Source organism: Stenotrophomonas sp. YJH_SMC_54, assembly GCF_059368435.1.
This window is the reverse complement of record NZ_JCAFRS010000003.1, coordinates 284,222-297,610: the sequence shown is the minus strand read 5'-3', so window position 1 is coordinate 297,610 and position 13,389 is coordinate 284,222. Positions and strand designations below refer to the sequence as shown.

Below are 13,389 nucleotides of genomic sequence, written 5' to 3'. Positions count from 1 at the left end.
AAGATAGTGGTGGTTGAGTTCAGTGCACGGGATCGGACCAGGCTGTGCCGGTTGAGCGGGCCCCATGCCCTGCGGGTGGATCAACGCAGGTTGCGTGCCAACCCCGGCACGCCTCCCCCTGGATTTCCCCGCGCCCATGATGGCAGCAATTTCGCGGATGGGAACCCCCCGCATCCGAATCTGCGATGGACGCGGCAATGTGACGCAGTACGTCACCTTTGGTCGGCACCCGGCACGAAATCGCACGCTGGGCCGCCTGCCAACTGCCCATCCGGCCTTGAACCCGCTACCATCGATGGCTAGTTACCCGCCTGGGGATGGCGGGTCTTGGGGAGCCAACATGTCTGTCAGTCGCAGTGCGATCAAGAAAGAGCCGGTGGCGCGTGCCACCATGGAACTGCAGCCGTTTGTCTGGGAGGGGACCGACAAGCGGGGCGTGAAGATGAAGGGCGAGCAGCTGGCCAAGAACGCCAACCTGCTGCGCGCCGAGCTGCGCCGCCAGGGCATCAACCCGGGCCAGGTCAAGCCCAAGTCGAAGCCGCTGTTCGGCGCCGCCGGCAGCCCGATCAAGCCCAAGGACATCGCCTTCTTCAGCCGGCAGATGGCCACGATGATGAAATCCGGCGTGCCGATCGTATCGTCGCTGGACATCATCGCCAGCGGGCACAAGAACCCGCGGATGAAGAAGCTGGTGGACACCATCCGCACCGACATCGAAGGCGGCTCTTCGATGCATGAAGCCATCAGCAAGCACCCGGTGCAGTTCGATGAGCTTTACCGCAACCTGGTGCGGGCCGGCGAAGGCGCCGGCGTGCTGGAAACCGTGCTGGACACGGTGGCCACCTACAAGGAAAACATCGAAGCGCTGAAGGGCAAGATCAAGAAGGCGCTGTTCTACCCGATCATGGTGGTGGTGGTCGCGATGCTGGTCAGTGGCATCATGCTGGTGTTCGTGGTGCCGCAGTTCGAGGACGTGTTCAAGAGCTTCGGTGCCGAACTGCCCGCCTTCACCCAGATGGTGGTGAACCTCTCGAGATTCATGGTGTCGTGGTGGTGGCTGATGCTGCTGGTCGCGATCGGCACGGCGGTCGGACTGGTCATGGCCTACAAGCGCTCGCCGAAGATGCAGCATGCGATGGACCGGTTCGTGCTGAAGGTGCCGGTGATCGGGCAGATCATGCACAACAGCGCCATCGCCCGCTTCTCGCGCACCACCGCGGTGACCTTCAAGGCCGGCGTGCCGCTGGTGGAGGCGCTGGGCATCGTGGCCGGCGCCACCGGCAATACCGTGTACGAGGAGGCGGTGCTGCGCATGCGCGACGACGTCTCGGTGGGCTACCCGGTGAACATGTCGATGAAGCAGACCAACCTGTTCCCGCACATGGTCATCCAGATGACCGGCATCGGCGAAGAGGCCGGCGCGCTGGATGCCATGCTGTTCAAGGTGGCCGAGTACTATGAGCAGGAGGTCAACAATTCGGTGGATGCCCTGAGCAGCCTGCTGGAACCGATGATCATGGTGTTCATTGGTACCATTGTGGGCGGCATGGTGATTGCCATGTACCTTCCCATCTTCAAACTCGGCGCCGTCGTCGGATAACACATACATGGCTTTTCTCGACCAGCATCCTGGCCTCGGCTACCCCGCCGCGGCCGCCTTCGGACTGCTGCTGGGCAGTTTCCTGAACGTCGTCATCCTGCGCCTGCCCAAGCGGCTGGAATGGCAGTGGAAGCGCGATGCGCGCGAAGTCCTGGAGGAACCGGACTTCTATGAGCCGCCCCCACCGGGGATCGTGGTCGAGCCGTCGCACTGCCCGCACTGCAAGCACAAGCTGAGCTGGTACGAGAACATCCCGCTGTTCAGCTGGATCATCCAGGGCGGCAAGTGCCGCCACTGCAAGGCACCGATCTCGCTGCAGTACCCGCTGGTGGAGGCGCTGACCTCACTGCTGGTGGTGGCCTGCGTCTGGCAGTTCGGCTTTGGCTGGCAGGGTTTCGGCGCCATCGTGCTGACCTGCTTCCTGATCGCGCTGTCCGGCATCGACCTGCGCACCCAGCTGCTGCCGGACCAGCTCACCCTGCCGCTGATGTGGCTGGGGCTGATAGGCAGCATCGACAACCTGTACATGCCGGCCAAGCCCGCCCTGGTGGGCGCGGCGGTGGGCTACCTGTCGCTGTGGACGGTCTGGTGGCTGTTCAAGCAGCTGACCGGCAAGGAGGGCATGGGCCACGGCGACTTCAAACTGCTGGCAGCCCTGGGCGCCTGGTGTGGCCTGAAGGGCATCCTGCCGATCATCCTGCTGTCGTCGGTGCTGGGCGCCATCATCGGCTCGATCTGGCTGTACAGCCGGGGCCGTGACCGCGCCACGCCGATTCCGTTCGGCCCTTACCTGGCCATTGCCGGCTGGCTGTACTTCATGTGGGGTGCGCCGCTGGTGGAGCAGTACATGGTGATGAGCGGGCTGCGCTGAGGGGAGGCCCCATGAGCCGCTATGTGGTTGGCCTGACCGGTGGCATCGCCTCGGGCAAGAGTGAAGTGACCCGGCGCTTCGAAGCGCTGGGCATCGTGGTGGCCGACGCCGACCTGGCCGCCCGGGCCGTGGTGGCTGCCGACAGCCCGGCGCTGGCCCGCATTGCCGAGCGTTTCGGCGCCGACATGCTGCTGGCCGACGGCAGCCTGGACCGGGCCCGCCTGCGCGCCCACGTCTTTGCCGATCCGGCCGAGCGGACGGCGCTGGAAGCCATCACCCACCCGGCCATCCGCCTGCTGATGCAACAGCAGTGCGAGCAGGCTGAGAGCCCCTATGCGATTGCGGCCATTCCGCTGCTGATCGAGGTGGGCGGGCGGAAGGCTTATCCTTGGTTGGACCGGGTATTGCTGGTGGATGCACCGGAAGCCGTGCAGCACGCCCGGCTGATGCAGCGCGATGGCATTGATGCCGCGCTGGCCGACCGGATGATTGCGGCGCAGGCCAGCCGTGCGCAGCGCTTGGCACTGGCCGATGACGTGGTGGTCAATGATGGGCAGCCGGAGGACCTGCAGGTGCAGGTGGAACAGCTGCATGCGCGGTATCTGGGCTTGGCCGGGGCTTGAGGCCTGGTTGCCGGCCAGCGGCCGGCACTACCAAAGCGCATCCACGCGTGGCGTGGATCTACTGGCCGATTCGATTGCCGGCCAGCGGCCGGCACTACCAAAGCGCATCCATGCGTGACGTGGATCTACTGGCCGATTCGATTGCCGGCCAGCGGCCGGCACTACCGAAGCGCATCCATGCGTGGCGTAGATCTACTGGCCGATTCGATTGCCGGCCAGCGGCCGGCACTACCAAAGCGCATCCATGTGTGGCGTGGATCTACTCCAGCTGCTGGCGGGCGTAGCGGGCCAGTTCGCGGGCGCCCAACAGCAGGCCGTCGACCACATCGGGATTGAGCTGCTGGCGGGCGCCACCCTGCTCCCGCGCGATTTCGGCAGCGTGCAGCAGCTGGATCAGGGTATTCAGGCCGGCAAGCGTGCGGCTGAGACCAGCCATCGTGGCGGCCTGCGCCGGGCTGCCCCCCTGCACATCCAGCCGCTGGCCGTCGGCGGTGTCGCGGCCATCCATGCGCGCCAGCAGGGCGGGCAGCAGGTCCCTGGGGTCATCCAGCAGAACTTCGACCCGCTCGGCGACGTCGGCAGGCAGCAGGTGGGCGGCATCGCCGATCAGGGCGTGCAACTGGGGGAACAGCGGGCGGGTGGACATGATGAAGCTCCTCGCAGACGGCAGGCCACCTGCAGATGCAAGGTGGCGGACGGTGCGGGTTGGCGTACCGGAGACCCAACAACTCAAAAGCGAAGGAAAAAGACTCCAGCGGATTCTGGCGAATCCCCACGCACCGTCCGCCAAAGCGAGGGCAGACGATGCATTTTCCATGATGAGCTAGAGCACATCCGGAGCTTTTGATTTGTTGGTTTTTTTCAGGACGCCAATCCCGGCCAAGGCACCTGCCCCGGCCAGGTCATCAGGCCATCGCCGCGCACGGCAATCTGTAAGGAAATTCCCAAGTGCGGCGCGGGCTTGCGAATGCGTGCGTTGGAACACGCGCCGGGCGCGGCAGCGATCACGGTGGTGTCGTGTCGGGCCTGCGATGGGATGTTCGCGTGCGGGGGATTCAGTGGCACAAGCGACACAGGGCGTGATGCAAGGTCGGCAGGGTCCGTGCCGACCAAGGTCGTCACCCACCAAAGCAGGGGTGCTTACAGCGGCTTCGGCGAGAACGTCAGGGTGGCGATCACGCCACGCTCGCCACCGGGACGCACGCTCACCTGCCAGCCGTACAGGTCGCACAGACGGCTGACGATCGACAGGCCGATGCCGCCGCCCTGCGAATGACCAGCGTGCGTGCCGCGGTAGCCACGCTGGAACAGCTTGGCCGCATCTTCCTCGCTCAGGCCCGGGCCGCTGTCGGTCACCGACACCGAATTGGCGCCCACGAAGACGCGTACTTCGCCATCCTGCGAGTACTTCACCGCGTTGCCGATCAGGTTGCCCAGCGCCACCGACAGCGCCGCCTCGGGTGCATCGATCACCAGGTTGCGCTCGCCTTCCAGCAGCAGCTCCAGCGGCTTGCCACCCAGCTGCGCGCGGTGCGCATCCAGCAGCTGCTCGGCCACGCGGGCCACGTTGCTGGTGCCCTGCCCGCGCTCGTTGCGCGACAGTAGCAGCAGTGCGCCGATCAGGTCGCTGCACTGCTGCTCGGCACGCTGGATACGCTGCAGGCGCTGCAGCACCTTCTCGTCCAGGCCGGGCCGGGTCAGCAGCAGCTCGGTGGCACCGCGGATCACTGCCAGCGGCGTGCGCAGTTCATGGCTGACGTCTGCATTGAACTCGCGATCGCGCTGCACCACTTCGGTCAGCCGCGAGGAATAGTCGTCCAGCGCCTGTGCCAGCTGCCCCACCTCGTCATCGGGAAAGCGCGGCGCCAAGGGCTCGGGCTCGCTGGTACCGCCACGGTACGCACGCAGCCGCGCGGCCAGGTCCGACACCGGCTTCATCACCTTCGACGCCGACCACCAGCCCAGCACCAGCGACAGCACGCTGAACACCAGCACCGACAACACCAGCGCGCGGTTGAGCTGCTTGCCGCCGCGCACGCTGTCGGTCATGTCATAGGCGAGGAAGAACCAGGCGTCGGGCGTCTTCCGCACGGCCAGCTTGTAGGAATAGGGTTCGCCGTGTTCGTCGCCGCTGACGCTGTGGATGCCATCGGAGAAGCCCGCCCACTGCGCGCGTTCTTCGCGCACCCGGTCGAACTTGTCCTTGGAATAGGCATACGCACGGATCTGCAGCACCGGCGCGTCCGGGTTGTGGCCCGGGTGTTCGTAGTAGCGCCGCGCGTACTCGTCGATGTTGCGGTTCATCAGCTCTTCCACCAGCTGGTTTTCCACGCGCAGGCGGGCCCAGTTGGTGGCGAACGCGAACAGTGTCGTCAGGCAGAAGCCCAACAACACGAACGAGACGATGATGCGGCTGCGCAGGCGCCGCCGGTATGGCGTGCGCCGGCGCTCCCCCTTGGCTGCCACGGAATCAGGCTTCCGGGGTGGCGATGCGGTATCCGATGCCATGGCGGGTCTGGATCAGCGGCACTTCAAACGGCTTGTCGACCACCGCACGCAGGCCATGGATATGCACGCGCAGCGAATCCGAATCAGGCAGTTCCTCGCCCCACACGCGGGTTTCCAGCTCCTGGCGGGTCACCACCGCCGGTGCCGCTTCCATCAGCGCCTGCAGGATCTTCAGCGCAGTGGGGTTGAGCTGCAGCAGCTTGCCCTGGCGGCGCACTTCCAGCGTATCCAGGTTGTATTCCAGGTCGCCGGTTTCCAGCACGCGGGTCTGCACGCCCTTGCCGCGGCGCGACAGGGCGTTCAGACGCACTTCCACTTCCTGCAGCGCGAACGGCTTGATCAGGTAGTCATCGGCACCGGAATCGAAGCCGGCCAGCTTGTTGTCCAGCGAATCGCGGGCCGTCAGCATCAGCACCGGGGTCTGCTTGCGCGCTTCATTGCGCAGTTTGCGGCAGACTTCGATGCCGTCCATGCCTGGCAGGTTGAGATCCAGCACGATCGCGTCGAACTCGTGCACCACGGCCAGATGCAGGCCGGTGACCCCGTCAGCCGCGAAGTCCACCGTATGCCCCCGGTCCTCCAGATAGTCGCCCAGGTTGGCCGCAATGTCGCTGTTGTCTTCGATTACCAGGATTCTCACTGTCACCTCTAATTGACTGTACTGCCGGCGCGCATGACCTGCCTCATGTCCTGCTGTGCCCGTTCCTTCTGCCGAGCGCGCTCGGCAACGGTCATGCACTGCGTCGTGGTCCGGTTGGAACCGATGGGCTTTTCACGTTGGCATATTAGACGACTATCTTCACGCGCCTGTGTCAAAACCGTGTTCACGACCTGCTGATCGTTGAAGACCTGGGTTTGCACCGGTTCAGGCATGGAATCGCGTGCCGGGTACTGCTCCACCGCTGCCCGCATGCGTGCCAGGGCGTCGTTGACGCGGGTGCGCTCGTCCTGCTTGAGTTCCGAATAGGTTTCGCCGTCCTTGAGCTCCACCTCGATACGCGCGATCTGCTGCTGCAGCGGCTGGCCGGGCACGAACACGTCCTTGCCCCTGGATGCCGATGCGGTACTGACCAGGGCGAGTCCTGACAACAGGACGGCCGACATCAAAGCCTGTTTCATGGCAAACAAATCCTTGTCTGTGGCGAATCCCGACTCTATTCGCACCCCCTTCACGCCAGCAAGTGCCAATGGTCGGGGCAGCGGAAGCCCTACCGCGAGCTGGCCGGGTTGAAGTTGTTGAAGGTGCGCTGGTCGTTCAACAGCGCCTTGCCCTTTTCCTCGATCCGGCGGCGTTCGGCCACTGTCAGGCAGCGGCTTTTGGGCATGTTGCTGCCGGTACTGCGCGTGTGCTGGCAGATCTGCCGGCTGTCCTCGTGGGCGCGGGTGAGCAGGGTATTGATCCGCTCCTGGTCGTTGAAGACCTCCCCCTGCACCTGCGGCGGCAGTTCCTGCACGCTCTGGTGGCCGCCCATCCGCGCGGTGATCCGGGCCAGCGCTTCGCGCACGGTGCTGCGGTCATCAGCGGAAATCTCGCTGTAATCGCCATCATCCAGGGCTTTTTCGACCTGGCGCACCTGCTCGGCCACCGGCGACTGCCGGTCCATCTGCACAACGGATTTCTCCGGCTTGGCCGCAGCAGATCCGGCCAGGCCCAGCAACAACGCGATCATCGTGATGCGGTACATCGCCAGCCTCCGATCCATCCAGGAACGATGGGGGCCACTCTACGGCCGTCACGCCACCTCCACAAGGGACAGCGGGCAGGCATAAAAAAGACCCAGGCGGTGCCCCCGCCTGGGTCTGAAGTTGTATCCCGATACCGATCCTGCTGAGAGGCAGAGCTGCGGTTCGCTGAAGCCTACGCGCGGGCCGATTAAAGGCTTGTTAAAGCCGGCCTCATCCGCCCGTGAGAATCTCAAGGCGCTGAATAATCAGGGTTTTTTAAGCCTCTCGACGTGCTCGATGATGCGCGTGGCCACGTCCACCCCGCACGCAGCCTCGATCCCTTCCAGCCCCGGCGTTGAATTGACCTCCAGCACCAGCGGGCCGCGCGCGGAGCGGATCAGGTCCACCCCGCACACCGACAGTCCCAGTGCCTTGGCCGACCGCACCGCCACCTGCTGCTCGGCACGGCTGGCCTTGGCCGCCACCGCTGTACCCCCGGCATGCAGGTTGGAGCGGAAGTCACCTTCCGGCGCCTGCCGCTGCATCGAGGCAACCACCTGGTCACCGACCACGAAGCAGCGCAGATCGGCGCCCTTGGCCTCGCCGATGAATTCCTGCATCAGGAAATTGGCGTACAACCCGCGCAGGGCCTCGACAATGCCGCGCGAGGCGCTGGCCTTCTCGGTAAGGATCACGCCGCGCCCCTGGGTACCCTCATTGAGCTTCACCACATGCGGCGGTGGGCCCAGCATGGACAACAGGTCGACGGTGTCGTCGGGGTTGTCGCCGAACACAGTGACCGGCATGTCGATGCCCTTGGCCGCCAGCAGCTGGTGTGCGCGCAGCTTGTCGCGCGAACGCAGGATCGCGTCGGACGGATTCGGGGTGCGTGCACCCATCAGTTCGAACTGGCGCAGCACGGCCGTGCCATAGCGGGTGATCGAGGCACCGATGCGCGGGATGACCATGTCCACGCCGGTCATCGGCCGGCCCTTGTAATGCATCGAAAAGCCATCGGCGGCAATGCGCATGTAGCAGCGCAGCGGATCGAGGATGCGCACGGTGTGGCCGCGCGCGCGCGCCGCCTCGACCAGCCGGCGGGTGGAATACAGGGAACTGTTGCGGGACAGGATGGCGAGCTTCATCGCGGCAGGATCGGGCGGCAGGCGCGCAGCATAGCGCGGGCGTGTGGCGGGTGGATGATGCCCTGCGGCGTGGCTTGCTCCGGCGCAGGCGGCACACTGCGGGGGCAGGCCAGACCGCAAGGAACCCCGATGTCGATCACCGTATTCCCGCGCTTCTCCGAAGTGGATGTACTCGGCCACGTCACCAACACCGCCCTGCCCGTCTGGTTCGAGGAAGGCCGCCAGGAGATCTTCCGGCATTTCAGCCGCGAGGCCAGCATGCGCGACCTGGCACTGATCCTGCGCCGCTACGAGATCGACTTCCTGCAGCAGATACAGGCGGGACACGAAGTGCGCATCGAGACCCGGATCGAGAGCATTGGCCGCTCCTCGCTGTCGATCGTGCAGCAGGCGTTCCAGTTCGAGGCCCTGGTAGCCAGCGGCCGCTGCGTGATGGTTCATTTCGACTACACGGCCAACGCCTCGCGCGAGATCGATGCGGAGCAGCGCCAGGCGTTGTCGGGGCTGTTCACCGAGGAATATGCACAGTCGCTGCGGGAAACGAGCGCGCGCGCCGCCGAGGCCTGATCAGCGCGAGGGAAGGCGCAGCCTGAAGCGCCCATCCCGGGCGCGCAGCGCCAACCCGGTTTCCCGCCATTCCACAGGCAGCTCCAAGGCTGTGTGGCGCGTGGGGTATCGATGGACGGCATCGGACTCCCAGCGTTCCTCATAGGCTTCGCACTGCAGTGTGCCGTCATCGTCAGCATCGATCACATTGATCCAGGCCATGCTCCGGGCCTTGCCGAAGCCCCCCATCGCATGACGGGCAAAGGCTTGCCAACGACCCTGCCAGCAGACAAGCCACACGCCCTCGATGGGTCGCAGGTTCTCATCAAGCACACTGCCGGCCACCACCAGGCAGCGTCCCGACGGGCTCGCGATCACGGTCTCCAGATCACAGGCATGGCGACCACTGGAGGTCTCGTCAAGGTAAAGGGCATACGGGCAGATGCACGCGAACAGGGCCGGATGCGCAGTCACGCGCAGATCATCGGGAAGCAGCGGGACCGCGCGCAGCACCCGGGCATCAGGCAGGACGTGCCTCAGCTCCCGCGGCAATCCGGCGGCCAGCGCCGGATGTCCGTGCTCCAACCATAGGCCTCGGCAGGAATGCAGCTGGGTCACGCCGCCGGACTGGCTGCGCAGCCACGACGCCGCCCCCGCCTCCCCATCGGTCTGCAGGCGCTCGCCCAGCTGCTGCCGGAACTGGCCGGGATCAGCCGCAAGCACCTGCACCGTCTTTTGGCGCTCGTCGTAGACGATCACTGCTTCGCATCGATCAACATACCCGCTGGCCAGGCGCAGCGCGCCTCCCGGCAGGTCCTGCCATTCACCACTGGCATCACGACTGCCTCCAGTGGATACGCCTTCGACGATGGCGCCATCGCGCAGCATCTGCGTGCTGTACGCCGGTCCGCCCATGCCCAGCTCGCCCCAATCCAACAGCACATCATGTGCGGGCGGCCGTTCGGCAAAGGGCTTCATCGATTGCGAGCGCAGTCGTGAACCGCCCACGGCATTGCCGACCAGATCGATTCGCTGCAGCGCGCCCCCCAACGCAAGGCACACGGCAAGGCCGGCAATCACTCCCAAAGGCGACCACCAGGCCACACAGACGGCGACCAGGGCCAGGAACGGCAACCACTGGGTGTAGCGCCGCAGGGCGGTTCGATCAAGGGACATGCGGATGAGAGAGGCGCCCCAGCGAACCGTCGACGTCTTCAATGCCGATCCGATCGATTGCGGCCGATGCCGGTTCAAGCATCCTGCGCTCCTGGAACTGCGCCAAATCGATTCTCTTCCTCGCTCCCGGGAAGCAGCATGACCGGAAAGAGGACGAACACCCCCAAGGGAATGAACGCGATCACGGTGTACCAGCCTGACTCGTCGATATCGTGCAATCTCCTCACGGTCAGGGCCAGCATCGGAGGCAGGAAGACGAAGACAGCGCAGACGGTCATGACCCATCCCACCTTCCACAGGCTCTCGGACGTTTCCCAATCCAACGACAGGTACCCGACCAGCCAGTAACCGCGATCCATCACGCTGTAGCTCACCGCCACCACGAACCCGGCCAGCAGCGAATACGACCAGAACTCCCGCCGGTCGGATCGTCCGGAAAAATCAAAGCATCGCCTGATGGGCACAAGTGCAGCGATCATTCACGCTCCGGGCAACGGATGTTGGGCGTCAACAGCTGACGATCTTCTAGCATTGCGAAGCCAAGCATCAACTGAACCCCGCAGCTCGACCGGGCCCGGGAGGCCACAGCAGCCGCAGCTGCAGCGGGGCAGTTCCTGTCCTGCAGGCTCTGCGCAAGGATACATTCGGACTCGACCGATCCGGCCAAGGGATGTTTGCGAAGCCACGTCCAGCCCTGGCATTCACCGGGCATCTCGACCGGGATCCATGCGCGGAAAAGCGGGGTTCGGATATCGCGGAGCGTCTGCCTGATGCAGACCGCTGGAGACATGGAGCGGGCGATGGGAATCGAACCCACGTCAGTAGCTTGGGAAGCTACAGCTCTACCATTGAGCTACGCCCGCGTTGCGGTGGGAAGTCTATGCGCTGGACCCCGTGTTGCGCAATGGTGCCCATCGCATCAGGCCGGGGGTCAAAGCCCTCTCGTTGCCGAGAGGGCCGACCCCGCCTGGTTTCTGCTTAGAAGGTGCCGCTGAAGTTGGCGAACAGCGTTGCGTCCTGGGCACGCTTCTGCCCGGCCGAAGCGCTCAGGCCGAAGTTGCTCTGCAGCCCGAACAGTTCGGTGCGGGCGCCCAGCACGACGGTCGCGTAGTCCTTGTCGAACTTCAGGCCCGGCACACGGTAGCTGCCCAGTTCCGGCAGGGTCTGCAGCCACGCGCTGCCCTGCTTGGTATCTTCGAACTCATGGTCGTAGGTCAGCTGCGCGTACGGCTTGAGGGTGCCGCCATCGAAGCGGGCCTGCCAACCGATGCGACCAACGGTCGAATCAACGTTCTGGCGGTCGTAGCCCAGCGCGGTGGCCAGGGTGCCGGCCGCAGCGCTTTCGGTGTAACCATCGATCTTCACCTTTTGCCAGATCACCGAAGCGATCGGGCCGTGGCGGAAGCCGCCTTCGGTGCCGAACTCGTAACCGGCGTTCAGGGCGGCGGTCAGGTTGCTGCCGTCCGGCGAACCACCGTGCTCGCGGGTGGCCGGGCCGAGCTGGACCTTGCGGTTCACGTCATACGACAGCCAGGTGTAGCTGACCTGGCCGTTCACCCAGATGCGATCGCCGTACCAGCCGGCGAACAGACCGGCGGTGGTGTCCTTCTGGGTGAAATCGCCACGGCTGTTGCCGAAGTCGGCGTTGAGGCGGCCGAAGCCGGCGAAGCCGCCGACCACCATGCCGTCGCGCGCCCAGTCGATGCCGAACAGGCCGGCCGGCGCCAGGCCGTCGTACAGATCCGCGTGGTCGTAGCGCTGCAGGTCACCGCGGACGCCGCCCCACCAGGACAGGCCGTCGGCCGGACGACCGCCCAGGTGCATGCTGACCTGATCGGCACGCGAACGACCGATGGTCTGTGCCGAGTGGCTCAGCACCTGCTGCAGGCGCGGGGCTTCCAGCACCGAGACCGCGTACTGGCCCAGCAGCTGGTGGCCCGCCGTGGTCGGATGCACGCCATCGGCGAACAGATAGGTGTTGGCCGCATCCGGGCTGACGTAGCTGGTCGGATTGCAGGTCAGGATGCTCTGGGTCGAATTGGCCGGATCGATCTTGCAGGCGGTGCTGGTGACGTTGGTGAAGCCGTACATGGCCGGATTGGCGGCGACTTCGCCCAGCACGGTGAAGGTATCGAGCGGGATGAACTCGATGCCGGCCTGCTTCAGGCCACCATAAAGAGCCTTGTTGTAGCCGGCTGACAGCGCGGTGGCGGTGGCCGCGTTCGGGCCGCGGAAGGCCGGGGTCAGGCCGACGTTCGGCAGGTTCGGCACCAGCACGTACTGCGCACCGGCCTGCTTCAGCGCACCCACCAGAGCGATCTGGTCGGTGACGGCGGCGCCGATGATGGCCTGTGCCTGCGTCGGCGCAGCTGCGGCGGCGAACAGGTCATTGGCGCCGCCCCACACCGTGTACAGGACATTGCCGTCAGCCTTGCCGCCGTTGGCAGCCAGATAACGGGCCGCCTGCGACTTCAGCGAGGGGATAGTCCCCATTGCGCTCGGCACGTCCACGCCAACGCGGGCACCACCGACCGCGTAATTGTCACCGTTCTGGCCGTTGCCATTGGCGGCGCCATTGAGGCCATAGTAGTTGGCGACCTGCTGCGACCACACCCAGCCCGGGTTGGTGGTGAACTGGCCGGTCACCGGACGCACATCAGCCGGCAGCAGCGGGCGGAAATAGCCGGCATCGGTCAGGCTGTCGCCGAAGAACACGGCCTTGGAATACGGGGATTCGCCTGCCATGGCCGGAAGCGCGGCCAGCGCGATCGCGGCCGCCATCAGGGTGCGGATCGGGCGTTTGCTGAGCAGCATGAAAAAACTCCTGTGGGGATATCGTTGAGGACCCGGCGGACGTACGCCGGCGCACGGTGAATGGTTTCACTGCGCCGCGTTTTGCTCACGCTGCGCCGCCGCATGGATTGTCGCCCGATCGCCGGGAAACCTGCTGTGCCGGAGCTGGCGCCCCGTTCAATTTGCAAGTGTTCCGATCCCGGCGGGCTATCGGCGACAATGCACGGATGAACATCCAGCTCAATGGCGAACCCCGCGCCCTGCCCGCTTCGGCAACCCTTCACGACCTGCTCGAGGCCGAACAGTTGCTGCAGCGCCGGGTGGCGGTCGAGGTCAACGGCGAGATCGTCAGCCGCAGCCGCCACGGCGAGCACGTCCTGGCCGAAGGCGACGTGGTGGAGATCGTGCACGCGTTGGGCGGGGGCTGAGACCTCCGGGTGGTGCTGGCCGCTGGCCGGCAAT

General features: G+C 65.4%; 14 protein-coding genes and 1 tRNA gene. 5 read left to right on the top strand and 10 right to left on the bottom strand.

Annotated features, from left to right (window positions below; genetic code table 11):
- The first annotated feature begins 340 nt into the window (after positions 1-340).
- Genes AC5P5S_RS05415 through coaE form a run of 3 tightly spaced genes read left to right on the top strand, consistent with a single transcriptional unit; the run spans position 341 to position 3,094 of the window.
- On the top strand, positions 341-1,600 hold the full coding sequence (locus AC5P5S_RS05415) for a type II secretion system F family protein (protein WP_062605780.1): 1,260 nt from the start codon (positions 341-343) through the stop codon (positions 1,598-1,600).
- A gap of 7 nt (positions 1,601-1,607) precedes the next feature.
- A complete protein-coding gene (locus tag AC5P5S_RS05410; RefSeq protein ID WP_005410800.1) occupies positions 1,608-2,471 on the top strand; it encodes a prepilin peptidase in 864 nt (287 codons plus the stop codon).
- Positions 2,472-2,482: 11 nt separating this feature from the next.
- The gene (gene coaE / locus AC5P5S_RS05405) at positions 2,483-3,094 is read left to right on the top strand and encodes a dephospho-CoA kinase (protein ID WP_062605778.1); all 612 of its coding nucleotides are present in this window, start codon (positions 2,483-2,485) and stop codon (positions 3,092-3,094) included.
- A 259-nt stretch (positions 3,095-3,353) separates the two neighbouring features.
- On the opposite strand, the gene AC5P5S_RS05400 is transcribed toward coaE, so the two are convergent.
- The 6 genes from AC5P5S_RS05400 to rimK form a co-directional block, all read right to left on the bottom strand.
- Positions 3,354-3,740 (bottom strand): hypothetical protein, encoded by a 387-nt coding sequence (locus AC5P5S_RS05400; protein ID WP_231336626.1) that lies wholly within the window; start codon positions 3,738-3,740, stop codon positions 3,354-3,356.
- 494 nt (positions 3,741-4,234) lie between these two features.
- Positions 4,235-5,602 (bottom strand): sensor histidine kinase, encoded by a 1,368-nt coding sequence (locus AC5P5S_RS05395; RefSeq protein WP_043034309.1) that lies wholly within the window; start codon positions 5,600-5,602, stop codon positions 4,235-4,237.
- Positions 5,565-6,242 (bottom strand): response regulator transcription factor, encoded by a 678-nt coding sequence (locus tag AC5P5S_RS05390; protein ID WP_005410804.1) that lies wholly within the window; start codon positions 6,240-6,242, stop codon positions 5,565-5,567. The genes AC5P5S_RS05395 and AC5P5S_RS05390 overlap by 38 nt, the downstream gene beginning before the upstream one ends.
- Positions 6,243-6,250: 8 nt before the next feature.
- Positions 6,251-6,721, bottom strand: coding sequence for a hypothetical protein (locus AC5P5S_RS05385; RefSeq protein ID WP_005410805.1), 471 nt, complete (start codon positions 6,719-6,721; stop codon positions 6,251-6,253).
- A gap of 89 nt (positions 6,722-6,810) precedes the next feature.
- Positions 6,811-7,287, bottom strand: coding sequence for a hypothetical protein (locus AC5P5S_RS05380; RefSeq protein ID WP_005410806.1), 477 nt, complete (start codon positions 7,285-7,287; stop codon positions 6,811-6,813).
- Between the two features lie 246 nt (positions 7,288-7,533).
- Positions 7,534-8,412: a 30S ribosomal protein S6--L-glutamate ligase gene (gene rimK, locus AC5P5S_RS05375; protein WP_062605774.1), complete on the bottom strand. Its 879-nt coding sequence runs from the start codon at positions 8,410-8,412 to the stop codon at positions 7,534-7,536.
- 129 nt (positions 8,413-8,541) lie between these two features.
- Between rimK and AC5P5S_RS05370 the strand changes: the two genes are divergently transcribed.
- Positions 8,542-8,979, top strand: a complete 438-nt coding sequence (locus AC5P5S_RS05370) for an acyl-CoA thioesterase (protein ID WP_005414313.1) — start codon at positions 8,542-8,544, stop codon at positions 8,977-8,979.
- On the opposite strand, the gene AC5P5S_RS05365 is transcribed toward AC5P5S_RS05370, so the two are convergent.
- The 4 genes from AC5P5S_RS05365 to AC5P5S_RS05350 form a co-directional block, all read right to left on the bottom strand.
- On the bottom strand, positions 8,980-10,134 hold the full coding sequence (locus AC5P5S_RS05365; RefSeq protein ID WP_062605772.1) for a hypothetical protein: 1,155 nt from the start codon (positions 10,132-10,134) through the stop codon (positions 8,980-8,982).
- Positions 10,135-10,208: 74 nt separating this feature from the next.
- Complete coding sequence (locus AC5P5S_RS05360) at positions 10,209-10,613, bottom strand: DUF805 domain-containing protein (protein WP_049448792.1); 405 nt, start codon at positions 10,611-10,613, stop codon at positions 10,209-10,211.
- A gap of 310 nt (positions 10,614-10,923) precedes the next feature.
- Positions 10,924-10,997 (bottom strand) — tRNA-Gly (locus tag AC5P5S_RS05355).
- A gap of 115 nt (positions 10,998-11,112) precedes the next feature.
- A complete protein-coding gene (locus AC5P5S_RS05350; protein ID WP_049460991.1) occupies positions 11,113-12,948 on the bottom strand; it encodes an autotransporter domain-containing esterase in 1,836 nt (611 codons plus the stop codon).
- A gap of 206 nt (positions 12,949-13,154) precedes the next feature.
- On the opposite strand from AC5P5S_RS05350, the gene thiS reads away from it, so the two are divergent.
- On the top strand, positions 13,155-13,355 hold the full coding sequence (gene thiS, locus AC5P5S_RS05345) for a sulfur carrier protein ThiS (RefSeq protein ID WP_005410812.1): 201 nt from the start codon (positions 13,155-13,157) through the stop codon (positions 13,353-13,355).
- Positions 13,356-13,389: the final 34 nt, after the last annotated feature.

Excerpts from the sequence above, each read along its gene's own strand:
- AC5P5S_RS05410 (WP_005410800.1), top strand. The coding sequence starts at position 1,608 with ATGGCTTTTCTCGACCAGCATCCTGGCCTCGGCTACCCCGCCGCGGCC.
- AC5P5S_RS05365 (WP_062605772.1), bottom strand. The coding sequence starts at position 10,134 with ATGTCCCTTGATCGAACCGCCCTGCGGCGCTACACCCAGTGGTTGCCG.
- AC5P5S_RS05415 (WP_062605780.1), top strand. The coding sequence starts at position 341 with ATGTCTGTCAGTCGCAGTGCGATCAAGAAAGAGCCGGTGGCGCGTGCC.
- AC5P5S_RS05350 (WP_049460991.1), bottom strand. The coding sequence starts at position 12,948 with ATGCTGCTCAGCAAACGCCCGATCCGCACCCTGATGGCGGCCGCGATC.
- coaE (WP_062605778.1), top strand. The coding sequence starts at position 2,483 with ATGAGCCGCTATGTGGTTGGCCTGACCGGTGGCATCGCCTCGGGCAAG.
- AC5P5S_RS05385 (WP_005410805.1), bottom strand. The coding sequence starts at position 6,721 with ATGAAACAGGCTTTGATGTCGGCCGTCCTGTTGTCAGGACTCGCCCTG.
- AC5P5S_RS05400 (WP_231336626.1), bottom strand. The coding sequence starts at position 3,740 with ATGTCCACCCGCCCGCTGTTCCCCCAGTTGCACGCCCTGATCGGCGAT.
- AC5P5S_RS05360 (WP_049448792.1), bottom strand. The coding sequence starts at position 10,613 with ATGATCGCTGCACTTGTGCCCATCAGGCGATGCTTTGATTTTTCCGGA.
- AC5P5S_RS05395 (WP_043034309.1), bottom strand. The coding sequence starts at position 5,602 with ATGGCATCGGATACCGCATCGCCACCCCGGAAGCCTGATTCCGTGGCA.
- rimK (WP_062605774.1), bottom strand. The coding sequence starts at position 8,412 with ATGAAGCTCGCCATCCTGTCCCGCAACAGTTCCCTGTATTCCACCCGC.
- thiS (WP_005410812.1), top strand. The coding sequence starts at position 13,155 with ATGAACATCCAGCTCAATGGCGAACCCCGCGCCCTGCCCGCTTCGGCA.
- AC5P5S_RS05380 (WP_005410806.1), bottom strand. The coding sequence starts at position 7,287 with ATGTACCGCATCACGATGATCGCGTTGTTGCTGGGCCTGGCCGGATCT.
- AC5P5S_RS05370 (WP_005414313.1), top strand. The coding sequence starts at position 8,542 with ATGTCGATCACCGTATTCCCGCGCTTCTCCGAAGTGGATGTACTCGGC.